The sequence below is a fragment of the Oscillatoria salina IIICB1 genome, from assembly GCF_020144665.1.
Classification (GTDB): Bacteria; Cyanobacteriota; Cyanobacteriia; order Cyanobacteriales; family SIO1D9; genus IIICB1.
Genome location: NZ_JAAHBQ010000016.1, coordinates 17,600 through 37,323, shown reverse-complemented (window position 1 = coordinate 37,323; position 19,724 = coordinate 17,600). Strand labels below are relative to the sequence as shown.

At 43.7% G+C, this 19,724-nt stretch carries 33 protein-coding genes; 32 read left to right on the top strand and 1 reads right to left on the bottom strand.

Features of this window, described 5'->3' with window-relative positions; genetic code table 11:
- The first annotated feature begins 396 nt into the window (after nt 1-396).
- The 32 genes from rplC (at nt 397) to prfA (ending at nt 18,552) form a co-directional block, all read left to right on the top strand.
- A complete protein-coding gene (gene rplC / locus G3T18_RS06315; protein ID WP_224409691.1) occupies nt 397-1,038 on the top strand; it encodes a 50S ribosomal protein L3 in 642 nt (213 codons plus the stop codon).
- Between the two features lie 123 nt (nt 1,039-1,161).
- Nucleotides 1,162-1,797: a 50S ribosomal protein L4 gene (rplD, locus tag G3T18_RS06310; protein ID WP_224409690.1), complete on the top strand. Its 636-nt coding sequence runs from the start codon at nt 1,162-1,164 to the stop codon at nt 1,795-1,797.
- Nucleotides 1,787-2,098: a 50S ribosomal protein L23 gene (locus G3T18_RS06305; protein WP_224409689.1), complete on the top strand. Its 312-nt coding sequence runs from the start codon at nt 1,787-1,789 to the stop codon at nt 2,096-2,098. The genes rplD and G3T18_RS06305 overlap by 11 nt, the downstream gene beginning before the upstream one ends.
- A gap of 49 nt (nt 2,099-2,147) precedes the next feature.
- A complete protein-coding gene (gene rplB / locus G3T18_RS06300) occupies nt 2,148-2,993 on the top strand; it encodes a 50S ribosomal protein L2 (protein WP_224409688.1) in 846 nt (281 codons plus the stop codon).
- A 142-nt stretch (nt 2,994-3,135) separates the two neighbouring features.
- A complete protein-coding gene (rpsS, locus tag G3T18_RS06295; protein ID WP_224409687.1) occupies nt 3,136-3,417 on the top strand; it encodes a 30S ribosomal protein S19 in 282 nt (93 codons plus the stop codon).
- A 75-nt stretch (nt 3,418-3,492) separates the two neighbouring features.
- Complete coding sequence (gene rplV, locus G3T18_RS06290; RefSeq protein ID WP_224409686.1) at nt 3,493-3,855, top strand: 50S ribosomal protein L22; 363 nt, start codon at nt 3,493-3,495, stop codon at nt 3,853-3,855.
- An 8-nt stretch (nt 3,856-3,863) separates the two neighbouring features.
- Nucleotides 3,864-4,583: a 30S ribosomal protein S3 gene (gene rpsC / locus G3T18_RS06285; protein ID WP_224409685.1), complete on the top strand. Its 720-nt coding sequence runs from the start codon at nt 3,864-3,866 to the stop codon at nt 4,581-4,583.
- A gap of 102 nt (nt 4,584-4,685) precedes the next feature.
- A complete protein-coding gene (rplP, locus tag G3T18_RS06280; protein ID WP_224409684.1) occupies nt 4,686-5,105 on the top strand; it encodes a 50S ribosomal protein L16 in 420 nt (139 codons plus the stop codon).
- A gap of 57 nt (nt 5,106-5,162) precedes the next feature.
- Nucleotides 5,163-5,435 carry a 50S ribosomal protein L29 gene (gene rpmC, locus G3T18_RS06275; RefSeq protein WP_224409683.1) on the top strand — a complete coding sequence of 91 codons (273 nt, stop codon included), beginning with the start codon at nt 5,163-5,165 and terminating at the stop codon, nt 5,433-5,435.
- A gap of 6 nt (nt 5,436-5,441) precedes the next feature.
- Nucleotides 5,442-5,693 (top strand): 30S ribosomal protein S17, encoded by a 252-nt coding sequence (gene rpsQ, locus G3T18_RS06270; protein WP_224409682.1) that lies wholly within the window; start codon nt 5,442-5,444, stop codon nt 5,691-5,693.
- Nucleotides 5,694-5,768: 75 nt separating this feature from the next.
- The gene (gene rplN / locus G3T18_RS06265) at nt 5,769-6,137 is read left to right on the top strand and encodes a 50S ribosomal protein L14 (RefSeq protein WP_224409681.1); all 369 of its coding nucleotides are present in this window, start codon (nt 5,769-5,771) and stop codon (nt 6,135-6,137) included.
- Nucleotides 6,137-6,487 (top strand): 50S ribosomal protein L24, encoded by a 351-nt coding sequence (gene rplX, locus G3T18_RS06260; RefSeq protein WP_224409680.1) that lies wholly within the window; start codon nt 6,137-6,139, stop codon nt 6,485-6,487. The genes rplN and rplX overlap by 1 nt, the downstream gene beginning before the upstream one ends.
- Nucleotides 6,488-6,562: 75 nt before the next feature.
- The gene (rplE, locus tag G3T18_RS06255; RefSeq protein ID WP_224409679.1) at nt 6,563-7,108 is read left to right on the top strand and encodes a 50S ribosomal protein L5; all 546 of its coding nucleotides are present in this window, start codon (nt 6,563-6,565) and stop codon (nt 7,106-7,108) included.
- Between the two features lie 33 nt (nt 7,109-7,141).
- Entirely contained in the window at nt 7,142-7,543 is a 402-nt protein-coding gene (rpsH, locus tag G3T18_RS06250) for a 30S ribosomal protein S8 (RefSeq protein WP_224409678.1), read from the top strand.
- An 83-nt stretch (nt 7,544-7,626) separates the two neighbouring features.
- Nucleotides 7,627-8,166 carry a 50S ribosomal protein L6 gene (gene rplF, locus G3T18_RS06245; RefSeq protein WP_224409677.1) on the top strand — a complete coding sequence of 180 codons (540 nt, stop codon included), beginning with the start codon at nt 7,627-7,629 and terminating at the stop codon, nt 8,164-8,166.
- A 2-nt stretch (nt 8,167-8,168) separates the two neighbouring features.
- Nucleotides 8,169-8,531, top strand: coding sequence for a 50S ribosomal protein L18 (gene rplR, locus G3T18_RS06240; RefSeq protein ID WP_224409676.1), 363 nt, complete (start codon nt 8,169-8,171; stop codon nt 8,529-8,531).
- 52 nt (nt 8,532-8,583) lie between these two features.
- Complete coding sequence (rpsE, locus tag G3T18_RS06235; protein ID WP_224409675.1) at nt 8,584-9,105, top strand: 30S ribosomal protein S5; 522 nt, start codon at nt 8,584-8,586, stop codon at nt 9,103-9,105.
- A gap of 46 nt (nt 9,106-9,151) precedes the next feature.
- Entirely contained in the window at nt 9,152-9,598 is a 447-nt protein-coding gene (gene rplO, locus G3T18_RS06230; RefSeq protein WP_224409674.1) for a 50S ribosomal protein L15, read from the top strand.
- A gap of 168 nt (nt 9,599-9,766) precedes the next feature.
- Nucleotides 9,767-11,101, top strand: a complete 1,335-nt coding sequence (gene secY / locus G3T18_RS06225; RefSeq protein WP_224409673.1) for a preprotein translocase subunit SecY — start codon at nt 9,767-9,769, stop codon at nt 11,099-11,101.
- Nucleotides 11,102-11,224: 123 nt separating this feature from the next.
- Nucleotides 11,225-11,779: an adenylate kinase gene (locus tag G3T18_RS06220; protein ID WP_224409734.1), complete on the top strand. Its 555-nt coding sequence runs from the start codon at nt 11,225-11,227 to the stop codon at nt 11,777-11,779.
- 255 nt (nt 11,780-12,034) lie between these two features.
- Nucleotides 12,035-12,259 (top strand): translation initiation factor IF-1, encoded by a 225-nt coding sequence (infA, locus tag G3T18_RS06215; protein ID WP_224409672.1) that lies wholly within the window; start codon nt 12,035-12,037, stop codon nt 12,257-12,259.
- A gap of 106 nt (nt 12,260-12,365) precedes the next feature.
- The gene (rpmJ, locus tag G3T18_RS06210) at nt 12,366-12,479 is read left to right on the top strand and encodes a 50S ribosomal protein L36 (protein ID WP_073069333.1); all 114 of its coding nucleotides are present in this window, start codon (nt 12,366-12,368) and stop codon (nt 12,477-12,479) included.
- Between the two features lie 78 nt (nt 12,480-12,557).
- The gene (gene rpsM, locus G3T18_RS06205; protein WP_224409671.1) at nt 12,558-12,941 is read left to right on the top strand and encodes a 30S ribosomal protein S13; all 384 of its coding nucleotides are present in this window, start codon (nt 12,558-12,560) and stop codon (nt 12,939-12,941) included.
- Nucleotides 12,942-13,103: 162 nt separating this feature from the next.
- Nucleotides 13,104-13,496, top strand: coding sequence for a 30S ribosomal protein S11 (rpsK, locus tag G3T18_RS06200; protein WP_224409670.1), 393 nt, complete (start codon nt 13,104-13,106; stop codon nt 13,494-13,496).
- Nucleotides 13,497-13,598: 102 nt separating this feature from the next.
- Nucleotides 13,599-13,742: a hypothetical protein gene (locus G3T18_RS06195; RefSeq protein WP_224409669.1), complete on the top strand. Its 144-nt coding sequence runs from the start codon at nt 13,599-13,601 to the stop codon at nt 13,740-13,742.
- Nucleotides 13,739-14,701: a DNA-directed RNA polymerase subunit alpha gene (locus G3T18_RS06190; RefSeq protein ID WP_224409668.1), complete on the top strand. Its 963-nt coding sequence runs from the start codon at nt 13,739-13,741 to the stop codon at nt 14,699-14,701. The genes G3T18_RS06195 and G3T18_RS06190 overlap by 4 nt, the downstream gene beginning before the upstream one ends.
- A gap of 55 nt (nt 14,702-14,756) precedes the next feature.
- Entirely contained in the window at nt 14,757-15,107 is a 351-nt protein-coding gene (gene rplQ, locus G3T18_RS06185; protein ID WP_224409667.1) for a 50S ribosomal protein L17, read from the top strand.
- An 82-nt stretch (nt 15,108-15,189) separates the two neighbouring features.
- The gene (gene truA, locus G3T18_RS06180) at nt 15,190-16,023 is read left to right on the top strand and encodes a tRNA pseudouridine(38-40) synthase TruA (protein ID WP_224409666.1); all 834 of its coding nucleotides are present in this window, start codon (nt 15,190-15,192) and stop codon (nt 16,021-16,023) included.
- Between the two features lie 50 nt (nt 16,024-16,073).
- Nucleotides 16,074-16,529 carry a 50S ribosomal protein L13 gene (rplM, locus tag G3T18_RS06175; protein ID WP_224409665.1) on the top strand — a complete coding sequence of 152 codons (456 nt, stop codon included), beginning with the start codon at nt 16,074-16,076 and terminating at the stop codon, nt 16,527-16,529.
- Nucleotides 16,529-16,942 carry a 30S ribosomal protein S9 gene (rpsI, locus tag G3T18_RS06170; protein WP_224409664.1) on the top strand — a complete coding sequence of 138 codons (414 nt, stop codon included), beginning with the start codon at nt 16,529-16,531 and terminating at the stop codon, nt 16,940-16,942. Before rplM ends, rpsI begins: the two co-directional genes overlap by 1 nt.
- Nucleotides 16,943-17,098: 156 nt before the next feature.
- Nucleotides 17,099-17,326: a 50S ribosomal protein L31 gene (gene rpmE, locus G3T18_RS06165; protein WP_224409663.1), complete on the top strand. Its 228-nt coding sequence runs from the start codon at nt 17,099-17,101 to the stop codon at nt 17,324-17,326.
- Between the two features lie 113 nt (nt 17,327-17,439).
- Entirely contained in the window at nt 17,440-18,552 is a 1,113-nt protein-coding gene (gene prfA / locus G3T18_RS06160; protein WP_224409662.1) for a peptide chain release factor 1, read from the top strand.
- Between the two features lie 202 nt (nt 18,553-18,754).
- On the opposite strand, the gene G3T18_RS06155 is transcribed toward prfA, so the two are convergent.
- Nucleotides 18,755-19,708 carry an S-layer homology domain-containing protein gene (locus G3T18_RS06155; protein ID WP_224409661.1) on the bottom strand — a complete coding sequence of 318 codons (954 nt, stop codon included), beginning with the start codon at nt 19,706-19,708 and terminating at the stop codon, nt 18,755-18,757.
- Between the last annotated feature and the right edge of the window lie 16 nt (nt 19,709-19,724).

Genomic DNA, 19,724 nt, shown 5'->3' with positions numbered 1-19,724 from the left:
TGCAACCAAGTTAAGGAATTAGCTAACTTACTTCTTGACTGGTAATGCTGCCTCGTGTGGCTCTTAGTGAGAGCATCCGCAAAGTTTGGATACTGAGGATGATTTTCCTTAAGTCCAAGCGGTCAAAGATAACTAAAAAAGTCAATCACCGAGGTAAGAAGTTACTTGCAACGGTTGAGTGCAATTATCTTTAGGTCGCAAAGAGACCTCAGCTAAAAATAAATTTAGTTTCAGGTTGAGTGGCGATCGCCAAAACAAATTAGCTTAAACCCCTCCTTAAGGAGGATAAGTTCTGATGGCAGACCAGCAGTTTGAGCAGAAATAGTTAGTTCTGCGTAGAAAAATGCGCTCGCGCCATCAAATATAGTGTTGTCTAGAAAAAAGGGGCTTTCAAGAGTGTCTGTCGGTATCCTCGGCACAAAACTCGGCATGACCCAAATATTTGACAAAGAAACAGGAATTGCCATTCCTGTTACTGTCATCCAAGCCGGACCATGCACCATAACACAAATTAAAAGTAAAGAAACTGATGGCTACAACGCCGTCCAAGTTGGCTATGAAGAAGTTAAGCCGAAAGCTTTAAATAAGCCAGAATTGGGACATTTAGCAAAATCAGATGCTCCTCCTTTGCGTCATCTGAAAGAGTATCGTCTCGAAGAGATTGCTCAATTCGGACTAGGAGAAGCAATCAAAGCTGATATTTTCAGTCCCGGTCAAATAGTTGACGTTAAAAGTAAGAGTATTGGTAAAGGATTTGCCGGAAACCAGAAAAGACATAACTTTCGGCGCGGACCAATGTCTCACGGTTCCAAAAACCACCGACAACCAGGTTCAATCGGTCCTGGAACCACCCCTGGTCGCATTTATCCAGGGAAGAAAATGGCAGGACGACTCGGTGCAACCCAAGTGACGATTCGTAAACTTACTGTCGTCCAAGTAGACGCAGAACGCAATCTCTTGCTAATTAAAGGGTCTGTTCCTGGGAAACCGGGCGCGTTATTAAACATTGTTCCCACCAACAAAGTAGGAAACAAATAGTTATTGCTCGTAGTTCTTGGTTTTTGTTACTAGTTTGCCAACTCTGGAAAAAGGAGAAAAGAACCAGACAAAAGCCAAGGCAAGAGCAAAGAACAGAACAAAGCACAAGACAAAGGACAAGAGATGGTTGATTGTGTAGTTAAAAACTGGCAAGGAGAAGAAGTCGGGCAGGCAAGCTTAGAATTACGAGTTGCCAGAGAAGAAAGCGCTGCTCACATCGTCCACCGCGCCCTAGTAAGGCAAATGACTAACGCTCGTCGAGGCACAGCTTCGACTAAAACCAGAGCAGAAGTTAGAGGTGGCGGACGCAAACCTTGGCGGCAAAAAGGCACTGGGCGCGCTCGTGCAGGTTCAATTCGCTCGCCATTATGGAAAGGCGGCGGTGTAATCTTCGGTCCGAAACCTAAAGACTACAATATCAAAATGAACCGCAAAGAGCGGCGACTGGCACTGAGAACAGCTTTAAATAGCCGCGCCGAAGATTTGCTCGTCGTCGAAAATTTTGCCGAGCAGTTGCCAAGACCGAAAACTAAAGAATTGGTACAAGCAATCGAGCGCTGGGGAGTAGAACCTGGAGCAAAAGTTTTACTAATTCTGAGAGAATTTACTGACAATGTTTATTTGTCAGCCCGCAATATTAGCACTTTAAAGTTAATGAAAGCTGAGAGTTTAAATATTTATGATTTGCTTTTAGCTGACAAAATCGTCATAACTAGCGAGGCTCTGGCAAAAATTCAGGAGGTTTACAGTGACCAGTAAACATAAATGCGATCCCCGCGAATTACCGGATTTAATTATTAGACCGATTGTTACCGAAAAGGCAACGATTTTGTTAGAGCAGAACAAATATGTCTTTGATGTGGCAAAAAAAGCGAGTAAGCCGCAAATTAAAGCTGCGATTGAAAGCTTGTTTGATGTCACAGTAACAAAAGTCAATACCTTGAATCGACCTCCGAAAAAGCGTCGCGTCGGTAGATTTATCGGTTACAAGCCCCGATATAAACGCGCGATCGTTACTTTGGCAGAAGGAGATTCAATTACCCTATTCCCAGAAGTTTAGGGAGAGAAAATAACTAATCTTCTGTGTAGTTAATTTTTGAGTATAAGTTATGGGTTTACGTTCTTTTCGACCGTACACGCCGGGAACCCGCCAAGCGACTATCTCGGATTTTTCCGAAGTTACTAAAAGCGAACCAGAAAAATCTCTAACCAAGTATAAGCATAGGAAAAAAGGTCGCAATAACCGGGGTGTAATTACCAGTAGACGTAGGGGTGGCGGACATAAGCGCCTCTATCGTCAGATAGATTTTCGTCGGGATAAGCATAATATTCCCGCAAAAGTAGCCGCGATCGAGTACGATCCCAACCGGAATGCAAGAATTGCTCTCCTCTTTTATGAAGATGGGGAAAAAAGATATATTATCTGTCCGGCAAAATTGCAGGTTGGTGCAACAGTTGTGGCTGGAGAAGAATCTCCTTTTGAAATTGGCAATGCTTTGCCTTTGAGTAAGATTCCTTTAGGTACTGACGTTCACAATATCGAGCTAGTTGCTGGACGAGGCGGACAGATTGTGCGTGCGGCTGGTACTGCGGCTCAAGTGGTAGCCAAAGAAGGAGATTACGTCACGCTCAAATTGCCTTCTAAAGAAGTGCGTAAAGTTCGGAAAGAATGCTACGCCACGATTGGACAAGTAGGCAATGTTGATGACCGAAACATCAGTTTAGGAAAAGCAGGTAAAACAAGACATTTGGGACGCAGACCTCAAGTAAGGGGAAGTGCGATGAACCCAGTCGATCACCCTCATGGTGGTGGTGAAGGACGCGCTCCCATTGGTAGAAGTAGTCCGGTAACACCTTGGGGTAAACCGACTTTGGGTGCAAAAACCCGTAAGTCGAAGAAACGCAGCGATGCCTTAATCGAGCGTCGTCGCAGCAGAGGTAAGGGTAGAGGTTAAGCAAACTGAAGCTTGAAGTAAAAAATAAACTAGCTAATTCTTGACAAAGTAAAGAATATATGCAGTAAAGACAAAGTGTTTTTCAATCAAAAATACTTCATGCTTAGTTACGTGCTAATTGTATTGATTTCGAGTAGAAAATATGAGTCGTTCCTTAAAAAAAGGTCCGTTTATTGCCGACAGCTTGCTGTCAAAAATTGAAAAGCTCAACGCCAAAGGTGAAAAACAAGTAATTAAAACTTGGTCAAGAGCATCAACCATTTTGCCCCAGATGATCGGTCATACGATCGCGGTACACAACGGTCGCCAGCACGTACCAATTTTCATCAGCGAACAAATGGTCGGACACAAACTAGGGGAATTTGCCCCCACGCGAACCTTTCGCGGACACGCAAAAAGCGATAAAAAAGCAGGTCGGCGCTAAGCGGCGATCGCAGCTTGCTCGTCAAGCGCTCATTACCAAACCCAAATGACGCTCTGACACGAACAGGAGAAAACAATGGTAATAGATACTACAGCAGAAGTAAAAGCGATCGCCCGCTACGTGCGGATGTCACCAGACAAAGTCAGACGAGTTCTCGATCAAATTCGCGGTCGTTCCTATCGGGAAGCATTAATTCTCTTAGAATTCATGCCCTATCGAGCTTGTGAACCAATCCTGAAAGTATTGCGTTCTGCTGTGGCAAACGCCGAGCATAACGAAGGGCTAGAGCCAACTACATTGGTAGTTAGTAAAGCTTTTGCAGATCGAGGACCCAGTTTAAGACGCTATCGTGCTAGGGCGCAAGGTCGGGCATATCAAATTCGCAAACCCACCTGTCATATCACCGTCGCAGTTGCTCCCGAAGCAGAGGAAGAATAAAAAAGTTTATGGGACAGAAAATTCATCCAATCGGGTTTCGGCTTGGCATCACCAAAGAACATTTATCTCGTTGGTATGCCGACACCAAACGCTATCCGGAACTCTTACAAGAAGACCACCAAATTCGGCAGTACGTCGATAGAAACCTAAATAACGCCGGAATTTCTCAAGTCAGAATTGAACGCAAAGCCGATCAAATTGACCTAGAAATTTATACCGCTCGACCAGGTGTAGTCGTTGGGCGTGGAGGTAGCGGCATTGAATCTCTACGGACTGGCTTACAAGAACTTTTAGGAGGTTCTCGCCAAATCCGAATCAACGTTATCGAAGTAGCCAGAGTAGATGCTGATGCAGCCTTAATTGCTGAATATATCGCCCAACAGCTAGAAAGGCGGGTTTCCTTCCGGAGAGTCGTGCGTCAAGCAATTCAACGCGCTCAAAAAGCCGAAGTACAAGGAATCAAAGTTCAAGTTAGCGGTCGTTTAAACGGAGCAGAAATTGCTCGTACAGAGTGGACTCGCGAAGGTCGAGTACCTTTACACACCTTACGCGCCGATATTGACTACGCTTATCGCACCGCCCGAACCATTTACGGAATCTTGGGAGTGAAAGTTTGGATTTTCAAAGGGGAAATTATTCCCGGTCAAGAAGAATTACCACCTCCACCCCAAACACCAACTCCCCGTCGTCAACGCCGTCGTCAGCAGTTTGAAGACCGTTCTGAATAGTCATATTTTGATGATTTGTTCGTGAAGCGGTAATCTTTCACAACCAATGTAGAAGCACGCCAAGCAGCTTCTTCTCGTACAACAAACAACAAACGACAAATCATGTTAAGTCCCAGAAGAACTAAATTCCGCAAACAACAACGCGGACGGATGAGAGGGCTAGCACATCGAGGTAGCACAATCAACTTTGGTGACTTCGCCTTACAAGCTACCGAACCAAGTTGGATTACCTCTCGCCAAATCGAAGCCGCACGTCGAGCCATGACTCGTTATATTCGTCGCGGTGGGAAAATTTGGATTCGCGTTTTCCCAGACAAACCAGTCACTATGCGCCCTGCTGAAACCCGGATGGGTTCCGGTAAAGGTTCTCCCGAATATTGGGTAGCCGTAGTAAAGCCCGGACGAATTATGTTTGAAATTGCTGGAGTTCCTGAAGAAGTAGCCCGCGAAGCAATGCGTTTAGCAGCGCAAAAGCTACCAATTAAAACTAAGTTTATTACTCGTGAAGACGAGTACCTTTAAATCCAGGAATTCTCAGTTTTCAGTTCCAGAATTCAAAGTTACTGAGTCGAAAAAATTATGCCTCTGCCGAAGATAGAAGAAGTCAGACAATTAAGCGATACCGAATTAGCGGAAAATATTATTGCCGTGAAACGGGAATTGTTTGAACTGCGACTGCTGAAGGGGACTGGCAGATTAGAAAAAACTCACCAGTTCAAGCACAAACGGCATCGCCTTGCTCAACTACTAACTGTAGAAACCGAGCGGCAAAAAGCAGCCGAACAAGAGTCGTCAGCAAAATCAACGACAACTCAAGAGTCCCCAGCATCCACAGCACCAGAAGAGGAGTAAAAGCAAATGCCAGCAAAAGAACGAGTGGGATTTGTAGTCAGCGACAAAATGAATAAAACCGTCGTTGTTGCCATCGAAAACCGCTCTCCTCACCCAAAATACGGCAAAATCGTCGTCAATACCAAAAGATATAAAGCACACGACGAAGAAAATAAATGTCGAGAAGGCGATCGCGTCCGCATTCGCGAAACTCGACCCTTGAGCCGCACCAAAAGGTGGACAGTTACAGAAATTATTAGTAGTAGTTCTCAAACTTAAAATTGGCGATCGCGATGCCAGTAATTTACTGAGAACCAAAAAAATAAATCACCCCTACAAAGCTTACTTACGGAAATGATTCAACAAGAGTCTTACCTAAACGTTGCTGATAACAGTGGCGCTCGCAAAATAATGTGCCTGCGCGTTTTAGGATCGAGCAACCGTCGTTATGGCGGTATTGGCGATGTGATTATCGCCGTCGTCAAAGACGCTATTCCCAATATGGGAGTAAAAAAATCAGATGTGGTGCGAGCAGTCATCGTCCGTACTCGTCAAAGTTTGCGCCGCGAAAGTGGTATGAGCATTCGCTTTGATGACAATGCTGCGGTGATTATTAATGCCGACGGCAATCCTCGTGGAACGCGGGTTTTCGGTCCTGTAGCGCGGGAACTGCGCGATAAAAATTTTACTAAAATTGTTTCCCTCGCACCGGAGGTCATCTAATGGCAACCAAGAAAAAGCAACAACCCAAACGCTACAAAATGCACGTTAAAACAGGCGACCGAGTGCAAGTAATTGCTGGTCGAGATAAAGGTAAAGTCGGCATAATTAAGCGGGCAATACCAAAAACCAGCAAAGTAGTCGTCGAAGGAGTCAACGTCAAAACTAAGCACGTGAAACCTCGTCAAGAAGGAGAAACAGGTCAAATTATTACCTTTGAGGCACCAATTCACAGTTCTAATGTGATGCTTTATTCCGACAAAGAAGGTGTTGCTAGTCGCATTAGCTATACCTTTACCGAAGACGGTCGGAAAGTAAGAATGCTCAAAAAAACAGGCGAAATAATTGACTAAAATACAATTAGTTCACCTGGGGATAATTCTCAACCCTAGTTCCCTGACCAAGCCCAGGGAAAAGCAGTAGGAATCATGACACAAAAACTCAAACAAACTTACCAAGAAATTATTGTTCCCAAGCTGAAAGAAGAATTTGGTTACACGAACATTCACCAAGTTCCTAAAGTGGTCAAAGTCACAGTTAATCGAGGCTTAGGGGAAGCACATCAAAACGCTAAAGCTCTAGAATCATCACTGAGCGAACTAGCAACAATTACCGGACAAAAACCAGTCGTTACCAGAGCTAAAAAAGCGATCGCTGGTTTCAAAATTCGTAAAGGGATGCCTGTAGGTGTAATGGTTACTTTACGCTCTGACAGGATGTACGCTTTTCTCGATAGATTGATTAATTTAGCTTTGCCTCGAATTAGAGACTTTCGTGGCGTTAGCCCGAAAAGCTTTGATGGACATGGAAACTATAGCCTTGGCATTAGAGAACAACTCATTTTTCCCGAAATAGATTACGACAGTATCGATCAAATTCGCGGTATGGATGTTTCCATTATTACTACTGCCAATACTGATGAAGAAGGTCGGGCGTTACTCAAAGAAATGGGAATGCCGTTTCGAGGTAGTTAGTTATTGATTATTTAGGAAGGAAAAAAGGCAATAATGGCGTCGAACGACACAATCTCCGATATGCTCACCCGCATACGCAATGCTTGTTTGGTGAGACACTTAACTACAGAAGTAGCGTCCACAAAAATGACGCGCAGCATTGCCCAAGTTCTTAAAGACGAAGGCTTTATTAGTGATTTTGAAGAAGTTGGCGAAGGAATTAAAAAGAATTTAGTTATTTACCTAAAATATAAGGGAAATAACCGCCAACCAATTATCAAAAAACTCAAGCGAATCAGTAAACCGGGATTGCGAGTTTACTCGAACCGCAAAGAATTGCCTCGTGTCTTAGGTGGAATTGGGATTGCAATTATTTCTACATCTAGTGGCATCATGACAGACCGGGAAGCCAGACGCAAGGGCATCGGTGGCGAGGTACTTTGCTATGTCTGGTAGTTATTAGTCATTAGTTACTAAAAAAATAACAGTAACTGAGAGGAACTAATGGCAAACAACAAATAACAAAGGAGTAGTTAATTATGTCTCGTATCGGCAAGCGTCCGATTGAAATTCCCGATCAAGTAAGCGTGGAAATCGATGGGCAAAAAGTCGCGGTTAAAGGACCGAAGGGTCAATTAGAGCGGGTGCTGCCACCTCAAGTTAAAGTAGAGCAAGAAGATAAAACCCTGCGGGTTTTGCGACGGGATGATTCGAGAGTTGCTCGCCAGCGTCACGGCTTATCCCGCACCTTGGTAAATAACATGGTTGAAGGTGTTTCCAAAGGATTTGAGAAACGATTGCAAATCCAAGGTGTCGGTTATCGGGCGCAGGCACAGGGGAAAAAACTGATCCTAACTGTGGGTTATAGTCATCCCGTAGAAATAGAAATGCCCGAAGGCGTTTCCGTGGCAGTAGAAAAAAATACGGAAGTAATTGTAACTGGGTTTAATAAAGAAGTGGTTGGTAACGTCGCCGCGAAAATTCGTGGCGTTCGTCCTCCAGAACCCTATAAAGGTAAAGGTATTCGCTATGCAGGCGAAATGGTGAGACGTAAAGCTGGTAAGGCAGGTAAGAAGTAAAAATGAAGTTAACTCGCAAAGAATTAGTTCAGCGCCGTCATCGGCGGTTACGCAAAAAAGTAAATGGTACGTCAGAGCGCCCCAGATTATCTGTTTTCCGCTCTAATCAGCACATTTATGCTCAGGTGATTGACGATACCAAGCAACATACCTTAGCAGCAGCCTCAACTTTGGATACAGAGTTGAGAGCGCAATTGGAATCAGCCGCTACTTGTGAAGCATCTTCGGCAGTGGGGAAATTAGTCGCCGAGCGATCGCTCTCCCAAGGAATTAAAAAAGTAGTTTTCGATCGCGGCGGTAACATTTATCATGGTCGGGTTAAAGCTCTAGCTGAAGCTGCCCGTGAAGCAGGATTAGATTTTTAATCTATCTTTACTTTAAGTTTAGTTATGGATTGTCAGAAAAAGGAATTTAATTATGGCAAAACGTCGCAAAAGTAGCCGCGCTAAAGAAAAAGAAACTAATTGGCAAGAGCGGGTGATTCAAATCCGCCGCGTTAGTAAAGTTGTTAAAGGCGGTAAAAAACTTAGCTTCCGCGCGATCGTCGTCGTTGGCAATGAAAAAGGTCAAGTAGGCGTAGGTGTGGGTAAAGCTAGTGATGTAATTGGTGCTGTCCGCAAAGGTGTTGCTGATGGCAAAAAACAACTGATCGATATTGCCCTCACCAAAGCGAACTCGATTTCTCATCCCACAAGTGGGGTTTCCGGAGGAGCAAAGGTAATGATGCGACCCGCAGCCCCAGGTACAGGTGTAATTGCCGGGGGTGCAGTGAGGACAGTTTTAGAACTTGCGGGAGTGCAAAACATTCTCGCCAAACAACTAGGTTCTAATAATCCTTTAAATAACGCTAGAGCAGCAATTGATGCTTTAGAAAGTATCCGTACTTTTTCCGAAGTAGCAGAAGAAAGAGGAGTTTCGGTCGAAAAGCTTTACGCTTAGGAGAAACTTTTTTGCCTGCAAATATTGTGCAGATGGGAAGAAAATTATGAGACTTAATAATATTGGACCAAAAGAAGGCTCAAAACAGCGCCCTCGCCGCGTTGGGCGCGGGATTTCTGCCGGACAAGGCGCTAGTTGTGGTAAAGGTATGCGGGGACAAAAATCTCGCTCAGGTACCGGAACCAAACCAGGCTTTGAAGGCGGACAAATGCCTCTGTATCGCCGGATTCCTAAATTAAAACACTTTACTGTAGTTAACAAACGCCGTTACACTACGATTAATGTAAGTAAGTTAGCATCGCTGCCTGCCAACACAGAAGTAACCCTCGCCTCTTTGATGGAAAGGGGTATCGTTACCAGCAATGATGGACCGTTGAAAATTCTCGGCGATGGAGAATTAAACGTTCCCCTTCAGGTAAAAGCTGCGGCTTTTACTGCTGGCGCCCGCAAAAAAATAGAGGCTGCTGGTGGCAGTTGCGAAGCGATCGCTTAGGACGCGATCGGCTCGAACCTCGGTTTACCTATGGATAATTATCTAACCATTAGGTACGGACAAGGTTCGGTGCAATTCGCTCCTCAAGTTCCAATTGAGGAAGTTGCAGTTTGATGGGGAAAACCTCGCAACTTACGCTCCCTGCCAACTTTCTAGAGGTAGCCCTTTATGGTAGTTAGTCGAGAAAAAACACCAACGGCTCAAGAAACTTTTATGCAAATGGCACAAGCTGCCGGGCTTCGAGGTCGGCTGCTTGTCACCGTTGGTTTGATAATTTTAGTCAGGTTCGGCGTTTTTATACCCGTACCAGGAATTGACCGCACTAGGTTTGCCGAACAGCTTCAGAATAGTCCGATTACCGGATTATTGGACATTTTTACAGGAGGCGGTCTTTCTGCCTTGGGTATTTTTGCTCTGGGCATTTTACCTTACATTAATGCTTCAATCATCATGCAGCTTCTCACTGCTGCAATTCCCGCCTTAGAAAATTTGCAGAAAAATGAAGGAGAAGCGGGACGGAGAAAAATTTCTCAGATTACTCGCTATGTTGCACTAGGCTGGGCAATTATTCAAAGTACGGCGATTACAGTCGGTTTACTCAGACCTTTTGCGGTTAATCCCGGACTCTGGTTTGTGATTGAAACAGTTTTAGCACTAACTGCTGGCTCGATGTTCGTGATGTGGATATCAGAGTTGATTACTGAGCGAGGAATTGGTAACGGTGCTTCGTTACTAATTTTCGTCAACATCGCCGCAGTTTTACCAAGAACTCTAGGTCAGACCATTGAGTTTGCTCAACAAGGGGGTAGAGAAACCGTAGCTCAAGTGGTAATCTTGCTCTTGGTTTTCTTAGTGATGATTGTCGGCATCGTTTTCGTCCAAGAAGGAACTCGCCGCATCCCGATTATTTCTGCTCGTCGTCAAGTAGGGCGTCGTCTTTATCGCGAAAGGACTGCTTATTTGCCCTTGCGTCTTAATCAAGGTGGTGTGATGCCGATTATTTTCGCCTCAGCAGTCTTGATTATACCTTCATCTCTCGCTAGATTTATTAGTCCTGAAGAAAGTACAGGTTTTCTGGCAGGAGTTAATCGAGTTTTGGTGGGAGTAGCCAATGCTTTAAGACCTGGTGATTGGCCTTATTTGGTGACTTATTTGCTGTTAATTCTGTTCTTCAGTTACTTTTACGCTTCTTTAATTGTTAACCCCGTCGATATGTCGCAAAATTTGAAAAAGATGGGGTCTAGTATTCCCGGAATTCGCCCTGGTAAGGCTACTAGCGAATATCTGGAGGGAGTATTAAATCGTTTGACTTTTTTAGGTGCAATCTTTCTGGGTATTGTGGCAACAGTACCTACCGCAGTAGAAAGTGCTACTAATGTCGCTACCTTTAGAGGCTTTGGTGCTACTTCTTTACTGATTTTGGTGGGTGTGGCGATCGATACAGCTAAACAAATTCAAACTTACGTGATCTCCCAGCGCTATGAAGGAATGGTCAAGCAGTAATTGAAAAATGTTTTTTGTACATAATTAATTTGGAGGACACGCATTAAGGAAGTAGAAAGTAAAAAGATGTTTCCCTTAGCTCTTTTTACTTTTGCTTCTTTTGGTTGCTGTGTAAAAGAAGGAGTGACGCGATTAATTTTTTTGGGAGCGCCGGGAGCAGGGAAGGGTACTCAGGCAGGACGTTTGGCGAGTTCGTTAGAAATTCCTCATATTTCAACCGGGGAAATTCTACGCAATGCGATTAAGGAAAATACTCTCTTGGGACAAAAGGCTCAAAAGTATGTTGATGCTGGGGAACTTGTACCTGATGAATTGATTTTGGATTTGATTCGAGAACGTTTGAGTCAATCCGATGCTCGAGAAGGATGGATTCTTGATGGCTTTCCTCGGAATGTAACTCAAGCTGAGTTTTTGTTACAACTTTTGGCAGGCTTGGGTCAAAAGTACGATTGGGTGTTGAATTTAGAAGTACCGGATGAAGTTTTGGTTGAACGACTGCTTAAACGAGGTCGTCTCGATGATACTGAAGAAACAATTCGTCGGCGTTTGGATGTCTATCGCGAGCAAACAGAACCTTTGATCGATTTTTATCGTCAGCGCCAATTGTTGCAGTCAATTGACGGCGATCGCCATCCCGAACAAGTAACTGAGTCTCTCTTAGAGGCGATCGCTTCTTGATAACTCTTGAAAAAAGTTAGTTGTAAGCGACAGGAATACTTAGCCAGATCGAGACTTACTTAATAAGTTTGCCTTTTTCTGGATTTCTTTTTCGAGTATCATTATAATAGGGTTTTTGTGTAGCTAGTTGAATTTAGTAAATTTTTGATAAAATATATTAAACCAAATACTCAACAAAATCCAAGACGAGAATGATAGTCACTAAACTCAGATAACTTAAATTCGCGTCTTATTCGCAATGGAGGGTTAACAAACTTGGCTAAACAAGATTTAATTGAAATGGAAGGCACGGTGACAGAATCACTGCCTAATGCTATGTTTCGCGTAGAGCTAGATAACGAACATAAAGTTCTCGCTCATATTTCTGGTAAAATCCGTCGCAACTACATCAAAATTTTGCCCGGAGACCGAGTGAAAGTAGAACTGACTCCTTACGACTTGAGTAAAGGAAGAATTACTTATCGTTTGAGAAAGAAATAAGTATAACTAAAGAGTAGCTATTGAAAATTTGTAAATAGTTATAGTTATAGAAATAAACGCCCAAAAACTGATATAATGCAATGTTTGCAGCGTCGCCAGAAAAAGCATGAAAGTTCGAGCCTCAGTAAAAAAAATTTGTGAAAAATGCCGCGTCATCAGACGGCGCGGTCGAGTCATGGTGATTTGCGAAAACCCAAAGCACAAGCAACGCCAAGGCTAGTAAACAGCGAATCAATGATTAGTTTGATGAGCTGAGAAAAATTAGTAGGAAAACAGCGCTGATTAGGGAGAAAAGAGAGTGGCACGGATTAGTGGAGTAGACCTGCCGCGTGACAAGCGTGTTGAAATAGGTCTGACTTATATATACGGTATCGGTTTATCTCGTTCTCAAGAAATTTTGGAGAACACAAGTATTAATCCAGATACAAGAGTACGAGATTTAACTGACGAAGAAGTAGCAACTTTGCGATCGCACATCGAGAGTAAGTATCAAGTCGAAGGAGATTTGAGACGTTGGGAATCGATGAATATTAAGCGCTTAGTTGATATAGGAACCTATCGCGGTCGCCGTCACCGTTCCGGTTTACCAGTGCGGGGGCAGCGAACCAGAACTAATGCTCGAACCCGTAGGGGTAGACGACTGACAGTAGCTGGCAAGAAAAAAGCTGCAGCCAAGAAATAGGTTAGGCAAAGACTTCAGAAGTAATATCTGTCAAGTCACAATTGCAGCCAGCAGAAAAATTTTCCGTTTCGCTAAATAGCTTAAAGCGGACAGCAAATAAATAAAGAGAACTACCAGATTAAGGTAACTCAAATTAGTTGAACTATCTCAAAGTAAAACAAGATGGCGCGACCAACAAAAAAAAGTGGTGCAAAAAAGCAAAAACGCAATGTTCCCAACGGAGTAGCTCATATTACCTCCACATTTAATAACACAATTGTCACAATTTCCGATACCAGAGGTGACGTAATATCCTGGGCATCTTCTGGTTCGAGTGGCTTCAAAGGAGCAAAAAAAGGTACTCCCTTCGCCGCGCAGACAGCAGCAGACAGTGCAGCACGTCGGGCAATTGAACAAGGAATGCGTCAAGTAGAAGTAATGGTTAGCGGTCCAGGAGCAGGTAGAGAAACCGCTATTCGAGCTTTACAAGCTGCTGGATTAGAAATAACCCTGATTCGCGATGTAACACCGATACCACATAACGGTTGCCGCCCCCCGAAGCGGCGTCGAGTGTAATTGAGCAATCGTTGCAGGAAGCAGGAAGAATTCAAGGGCAAGCTCCTTGCTGGAATTAACTTATAGCTGCTCGTTCAGCGAAGGTAAACAAAAATTCTTTCTGTGAAAGTAGCGATGGCTGCGCCGAAGGGCAAAGCGCGTAGCGAACGCAGCGCAACGAGGATCGTAACTCAAAAGCACGAATATTCTTCTCACTGGGCAAGGGTAACAGCAAAATCCCTTGCAACTTACGGTGAGGTTTTATGAACAAGGGAGGTCACTCTGTGGGGTTTCAAATTGAGTGTGTCGAGTCCAAGACTAACAAGAATCAAAGTCAATATAGCAAATTTGTCCTAGAACCTCTAGATCGCGGTCAAGGCACGACAGTTGGGAACGCCTTGAGAAGGGTTTTATTATCTAATCTGGACGGTGCCGCAGTGACAGCCGTCCGTATTGCGGGAGTAAGTCACGAATTTGCGACCATTAAAGGGGTACGAGAAGATGTCTTAGAAATCCTTTTAAATATGAAAGAGATTGTCTTCAAAAGTTATAGCTCGACACCTCAAATTGGTCGGCTCGTGGCAACAGGACCCGGTACAGTAACGGCGGCTCAGTTCGATCTCCCCTCAGAAATAGAAGTTGTCGATCAGAACCAGTATGTAGCGACTCTTTCCGAAGATGCCAAACTGGAAATGGAGTTTCGCATTGAAAAAGGTCAAGGATATCGAGCCATAGATCGAGGCAGGGATGAAACTACATCTTTAGATTTCCTGCAAATTGATGCGGTATTTATGCCTGTTACTAAGGTTAATTACAGCGTCGAAGATACACTTGCCGATGGTTCTTTAGCAAAAGATCGACTAACGTTGGAGATCTGGACTAATGGCAGTTTAAAGCCAGATGAAGCTCTTTCGCAAGCAGCAGGTATTGTTGTTGATTTGTTTAACCCGATTAAGGATCTCAACATTCAAGAGCTTGACGAAGAAGACGATGATAAGGATAATGAAGCCCGTCAAATTCCGATCGAAGAACTACAGTTGTCAGTACGTGCTTATAACTGTTTAAAACGGGCGCAAATTAACTCAGTGGCAGATTTGCTTGACTACAGCCAAGAAGACCTTTTGGAAATCAAAAACTTTGGTCAAAAGTCGGCTGAAGAAGTAATCGAAGCTTTACAGCGACATATGGGAATTACCCTTCCCCAAGAAAAATCAAAAGCTGGTTAAGTAAATTAGCTACAAGCAAAGTTTTTTGTCGAGTAAAACAGAACGGGAGAAAAAAATGCGTCATCGGCGTAAAGTACCAGAATTAGGAAGACCAGCCGACCAACGTCGGGCTTTACTGCGATCGCTGGCGACAGAATTAATTCGTCACGGTCAAATTAAAACTACTTTAATTCGCGCGAAAGCAGTGCGCAAAGAAGTGGACAAAATGGTTACTCTTGCCAAAAATGGCTCTTTGGCAGCGAGAAGACAGGCAATTGGCTATCTTTACGATAAAGATTTAGTTCATGCTCTGTTTGCGAACGTTCAAGATCGCTATGGAAATCGTCAAGGAGGGTATACCCGAATTGTCCGCACTAAGCGTCGTCGCGGCGACAATGCTGAAATGGCGATTATCGAACTGATTTAAATTTATCCATTTTGCGGTCGGCTAGTTAGTACAGACGTGGTTAAGAACGTTGGGACAAAGCGATCGCGCTTTTGGTTGATAGATGAAAAACGATAATCTACACTCACAGCCTGAGCGACAGCGAATTGCCTTGGTAATCCAATACCTAGGCACTAATTTTCATGGTTGGCAACGCCAACCGAACCATCGGACAGTCCAGGAAGAGATTGAAACAGCTTTAGCGAAAATTCTCGGACATCCCGTAACCTTACATGGAGCCGGACGAACTGATTCTGGAGTCCACGCTGCCGCGCAGGTAGCTCATTTTGAGCATCAGAGTCCAATTCCCCCCGAACGCTGGGAAAAAGTCCTTAACTCCTGGTTGCCAGATGATATTTTAATCCGAGGTTCGGCGGCTGTCGCTCCAGACTGGCACGCTCGCTTTAGTGCGAGTTGGCGGCGCTATCGTTATACGATCTACACCGAAGGGCGATCGAATTTGTTTGTAACGCCGTTTAGTTGGCATTATTATCTAGCGCCTCTGGAAGAGTCTTCCATCCAAGCAGCTTTAACTCCTTTGCTCGGAAAACACCACCTCGCAGCATTTCATCGGGCTGGCTCGGCTCGCCGCCATTCTTGGGTGGAAATCCAAGCCGCAGAATGCTATCGCCGAGGAGCATTTCTGAATATTGAAATTCAAGCAAATGGATTTTTGTACGGGATGGTAAGACTGCTAGTAGGAATGCTCGTCGAAGTAGGTTCCTCGAAGCGATCGCTCTTGGAGTTTACCGAGATTTGGCGGAATCAAAGACGCGAAGAAGTTAAGTATGCTGCCCCCGCCAAAGGTTTATGTTTGTTAAGGGTAGGCTATCCGGAATTTCCTTTTCCTAAAGAAGTCTGGTTTGATACTCAACCTTTATTTGTCTTTGGTAGTTAGTTATCGCTGCTTGTAGCTAACAAATAACTTGTAATCACTAAATAGTTAAGATGAACAAAACACCCCTTCCTACTCAGGAAAATTTAGAGCGAAAATGGTATGTTGTCGATGCTGCTGACCAAAGATTGGGTCGGCTAGCAAGCGAAATTGCTGGAATTCTCAGAGGGAAAAATAAACCAACTTTTACCCCTCATCTGGATACAGGTGACTTTGTAATCGTTATTAACGCCGAAAAAGTCGCGGTAACAGGCAAAAAAAGAAGTCAAAAAGTTTACCGTCGCCATTCCGGAAGACCGGGTGGTATGAAGACAGAAAGCTTTACTCATTTACAAAAGCGCTTGCCAGAAAGAATTATTGAAGAAGCGGTCAAAGGAATGTTACCCAAAACTTCTTTGGGTCGCAAACTGTTTACGAAACTAAAAGTTTATGCTGGTTCGGAGCATCCTCACCAAGCACAACAACCTGAAACATTAGAAATTAAAACAATTCCCGTGGGAGAAGGCTAATGCAAGCAACAGAATCTACAGATAAAGTAGTTTATTGGGGTACAGGTCGCCGTAAAAGTTCGATCGCGCGAGTCCGTTTAGTCCCCGGTAGCGGTGAAATCGTCGTTAATGGCAAACCAGGAGTAGATTATTTTAACCGCAATCCTAGTTATATTTCCTCGGTCAAAGCTCCTTTAGAGACTTTGGGTGTCGAAAATGAGTACGACATTTTAGTCAAAGCTCATGGTGGCGGGCTGACTGGTCAATCAGATGCCGTTAAACTAGGAGTAGCTAGAGCTTTGTGTCAGTTAGACCCAGAAAATCGCCAGCCTCTGAAAACTGAAGGCTATCTCAGACGCGATCCACGGGCAAAAGAGCGGAAAAAATACGGCTTACACAAAGCTCGCAAAGCACCCCAATACTCAAAACGATAAACGAATATTTGGCTGCGCTTGGTGCGGTAGCGCTAGCAACCCAAGCGGCGATCGCTATTTGTACTTGTTAAAATAATAGTTAGCGGGCGATCGACCGAAGATAAAAAAAGAAAAATCAAAAATCTTCAAGGATTATTGCGAGCTAAGAGGATAACAATGCCCAAACCTGATATTCATCCAGAATGGTATCCAGAAGCGAAAGTCATCTGCAACGGCGAAGTTGTCATGACTGTTGGTTCCACTCAACCAGAAATTCACGTCGATGTCTGGTCTGGTAATCATCCCTTCTTTACAGGAACGCAGAAGATTATCGATACTGAAGGACGGGTTGATCGCTTCTTGCGTAAATACGGAATGCTCGATACCAGCAAAAAAGAGAAATAGCTTGAATTGTTTGCTTGACGCACCCAGCAGTTTTTCATGCTGGGTTTGCGTCGTTTAAGGAGAGGTAGACAAAGCAAGCTATTTTTTTAATTCGAGCGCAAGGAGTAATAATTGTGGCGGAAATATACCTTTTAGAAAAACTTCAATCTGTCGAACAAACTTTTAAGGAGTTGACGAAACGTTTGGCAGATCCCGATATTGCTACTAATCCTGATGAGTTGCAAAAGGTAGCAAAAGCCCGTTCTTCTCTGGAAGAAACGGTTAATACTTATCAAACTTGGAAAGATACCCAAGAAGAGTTAGTTGGTGCAAGAGAGATTGTCAAAGAATCTAATTCTGAACCTGAGTTGCGGGAAATGGCAACTCTGGAAGTTGAAGAATTGGAATCTCGGTTAGAAGAATTAGAAAATCGCCTGACAATTTTGCTCTTGCCCCGCGATCCCAACGATGACAAAAATATTATGTTGGAGATTCGCGCTGGTACTGGTGGCGATGAAGCGAGTATCTGGGCAGGCGATCTGGTGCGAATGTACTCTCGCTATGCTGAATCCCAAAATTGGACGGTGAAGTTAGTTAGTGAGTCTCCGGCTGATATGGGTGGCTTTAAAGAAGCAATCCTGGAAATTCAAGGGGAGCAAGTTTACAGTAAACTGAAATACGAAGCTGGCGTTCATCGCGTTCAGCGAGTACCTGTCACCGAGGCTGGAGGAAGGGTTCATACTTCTACGGCGACAGTAGCAGTAATGCCAGAAGTCGATGATGTGGAAATCGAAATCGATCCCGGCGAGATTGAACTGAAAACTGCTCGTTCGGGTGGCGCTGGCGGACAAAACGTTAACAAAGTAGAAACCGCAGTAGACTTGTTCCACAAGCCGACTGGAATTAGAATTTTTTGTACTGAGGAGCGATCGCAACTGCAAAACCGCGAACGCGCGATGCAAATTTTGCGGGCTAAACTTTATGAAATGAAGCTACAAGAGCAACAACAAGAAGTTAGTTCGATGAGGCGTTCTCAAGTGGGTACTGGTTCTCGTTCTGAGAAAATTCGTACTTACAATTACAAAGATAATCGCATTACTGACCATCGCCTGAGTCAAAACTTTACTCTCGCACCTGCTTTAGAAGGTGATATCGAGAATTGCATTCAAGCTTGTATTGCCCAAGATCAGCAAGAAAAGTTGGAAGAATTGGCTGCTTCTCCTGCTACTGCCGAAGCATTAAATTAGGCATTTGTCAAGCAATTTGTCAGTAATTTTATTAGTCAGTGAAACCTGAGTTGAGTAGGGGCGTACAGTATTAAGCGCCCCGAAAATTTTTATTAATAATTGTCTTGAGATAGCATTTAATTAGTTGTAGAAACGTAGCAATGCTACGTCTCTAAAATTTTACCAGTTTTAGGAATTGAAATTGTGCCAATCAAACTATATTTTATTCAGTTTGAGATGTATCGGTAATAATGTATTCCGCCGCATTAACATTAGCTTCGAGAGGCTGTAATTTACCTTGATAAACCATTGCTTGATGAATTAAAGCTGCGGCTGCACCTCGGTTAAGAAACTCATTCGGATTGAGAAATTGAGGTTCGGGATAGTTAACAACAATATTGGATTTAGTTGCGGCGGCTACATCATCAATAGCGTATTCAGGAATTTGGTCAGCGTCTTCATAAAACTGAATAATATCTGCTGCGGTAGCCCCTGGTGTGCGAGTTTGTCCTGCGGCTGCGATAGTTTCAGGTTCAGTTTGTACGGGTTGAGCAACTGCTTTGGGAATGCTTAAAATTGGTTGCATTAAAGCTGTAAATGCGAGGGGAAACGCCAAACGATTTTTGATGACTCGACGTTTTTTAGGAGCAGTTTCAATTTCTAAAGCTGTTTGTTCTGGAGTTGCAAAAGTTTCGGTTGAAATGGGTTGGTCGTAATTAATATCCAAACCGTTTGTTAAAGAAACTAAGGCTTCAACTCTCGTGATTTCTTGTTTGGGAAGAAACATCTGTTCTGGATAACCTTTCAGGAAGCCTGTTTCATAAGCTTCTTCAATTGGAGGTGCAGCCCAATAATCAGCAGGAACATCATTAAAAACACTACCGCTAGGAATTTTTTTAATTTGTTCTTGATTAAAAGCTTGGCGAATCATGGCGGCAAATTCATCGCGATCGACATTTTCTGTGGGTCGAAAAGTGCCATCAGGATAGCCAACAATAATATCTTGTTCAGCTAAAACTTGAATAAATGGATTTGCCCAATAATCAGCAGTTACATCAGGAAAACCAACTTCAGGTGAATCTTGAGCCGAGGTTTCGCTAATATCAATTGTACAAAAACCCATTGCTATTGCTAGCATTACTGCACTTGCAGAGAGATAATGCAAAATATTATTCATTTTTCCTCCCTATTTA

Coding starts and splice junctions, on each gene's coding strand:
- rplD (WP_224409690.1), top strand. CDS start 1,162: ATGGTTGATTGTGTAGTTAAAAACTGGCAAGGAGAAGAAGTCGGGCAG.
- rplB (WP_224409688.1), top strand. CDS start 2,148: ATGGGTTTACGTTCTTTTCGACCGTACACGCCGGGAACCCGCCAAGCG.
- rpsS (WP_224409687.1), top strand. CDS start 3,136: ATGAGTCGTTCCTTAAAAAAAGGTCCGTTTATTGCCGACAGCTTGCTG.
- rplV (WP_224409686.1), top strand. CDS start 3,493: ATGGTAATAGATACTACAGCAGAAGTAAAAGCGATCGCCCGCTACGTG.
- rpsC (WP_224409685.1), top strand. CDS start 3,864: ATGGGACAGAAAATTCATCCAATCGGGTTTCGGCTTGGCATCACCAAA.
- rplP (WP_224409684.1), top strand. CDS start 4,686: ATGTTAAGTCCCAGAAGAACTAAATTCCGCAAACAACAACGCGGACGG.
- rpmC (WP_224409683.1), top strand. CDS start 5,163: ATGCCTCTGCCGAAGATAGAAGAAGTCAGACAATTAAGCGATACCGAA.
- rpsQ (WP_224409682.1), top strand. CDS start 5,442: ATGCCAGCAAAAGAACGAGTGGGATTTGTAGTCAGCGACAAAATGAAT.
- rplN (WP_224409681.1), top strand. CDS start 5,769: ATGATTCAACAAGAGTCTTACCTAAACGTTGCTGATAACAGTGGCGCT.
- rplX (WP_224409680.1), top strand. CDS start 6,137: ATGGCAACCAAGAAAAAGCAACAACCCAAACGCTACAAAATGCACGTT.
- rplE (WP_224409679.1), top strand. CDS start 6,563: ATGACACAAAAACTCAAACAAACTTACCAAGAAATTATTGTTCCCAAG.
- rpsH (WP_224409678.1), top strand. CDS start 7,142: ATGGCGTCGAACGACACAATCTCCGATATGCTCACCCGCATACGCAAT.
- rplF (WP_224409677.1), top strand. CDS start 7,627: ATGTCTCGTATCGGCAAGCGTCCGATTGAAATTCCCGATCAAGTAAGC.
- rplR (WP_224409676.1), top strand. CDS start 8,169: ATGAAGTTAACTCGCAAAGAATTAGTTCAGCGCCGTCATCGGCGGTTA.
- rpsE (WP_224409675.1), top strand. CDS start 8,584: ATGGCAAAACGTCGCAAAAGTAGCCGCGCTAAAGAAAAAGAAACTAAT.
- rplO (WP_224409674.1), top strand. CDS start 9,152: ATGAGACTTAATAATATTGGACCAAAAGAAGGCTCAAAACAGCGCCCT.
- secY (WP_224409673.1), top strand. CDS start 9,767: ATGGTAGTTAGTCGAGAAAAAACACCAACGGCTCAAGAAACTTTTATG.
- rpmJ (WP_073069333.1), top strand. CDS start 12,366: ATGAAAGTTCGAGCCTCAGTAAAAAAAATTTGTGAAAAATGCCGCGTC.
- rpsK (WP_224409670.1), top strand. CDS start 13,104: ATGGCGCGACCAACAAAAAAAAGTGGTGCAAAAAAGCAAAAACGCAAT.
- G3T18_RS06190 (WP_224409668.1), top strand. CDS start 13,739: ATGAACAAGGGAGGTCACTCTGTGGGGTTTCAAATTGAGTGTGTCGAG.
- rplQ (WP_224409667.1), top strand. CDS start 14,757: ATGCGTCATCGGCGTAAAGTACCAGAATTAGGAAGACCAGCCGACCAA.
- truA (WP_224409666.1), top strand. CDS start 15,190: ATGAAAAACGATAATCTACACTCACAGCCTGAGCGACAGCGAATTGCC.
- rplM (WP_224409665.1), top strand. CDS start 16,074: ATGAACAAAACACCCCTTCCTACTCAGGAAAATTTAGAGCGAAAATGG.
- rpsI (WP_224409664.1), top strand. CDS start 16,529: ATGCAAGCAACAGAATCTACAGATAAAGTAGTTTATTGGGGTACAGGT.
- rpmE (WP_224409663.1), top strand. CDS start 17,099: ATGCCCAAACCTGATATTCATCCAGAATGGTATCCAGAAGCGAAAGTC.
- G3T18_RS06155 (WP_224409661.1), bottom strand. CDS start 19,708: ATGAATAATATTTTGCATTATCTCTCTGCAAGTGCAGTAATGCTAGCA.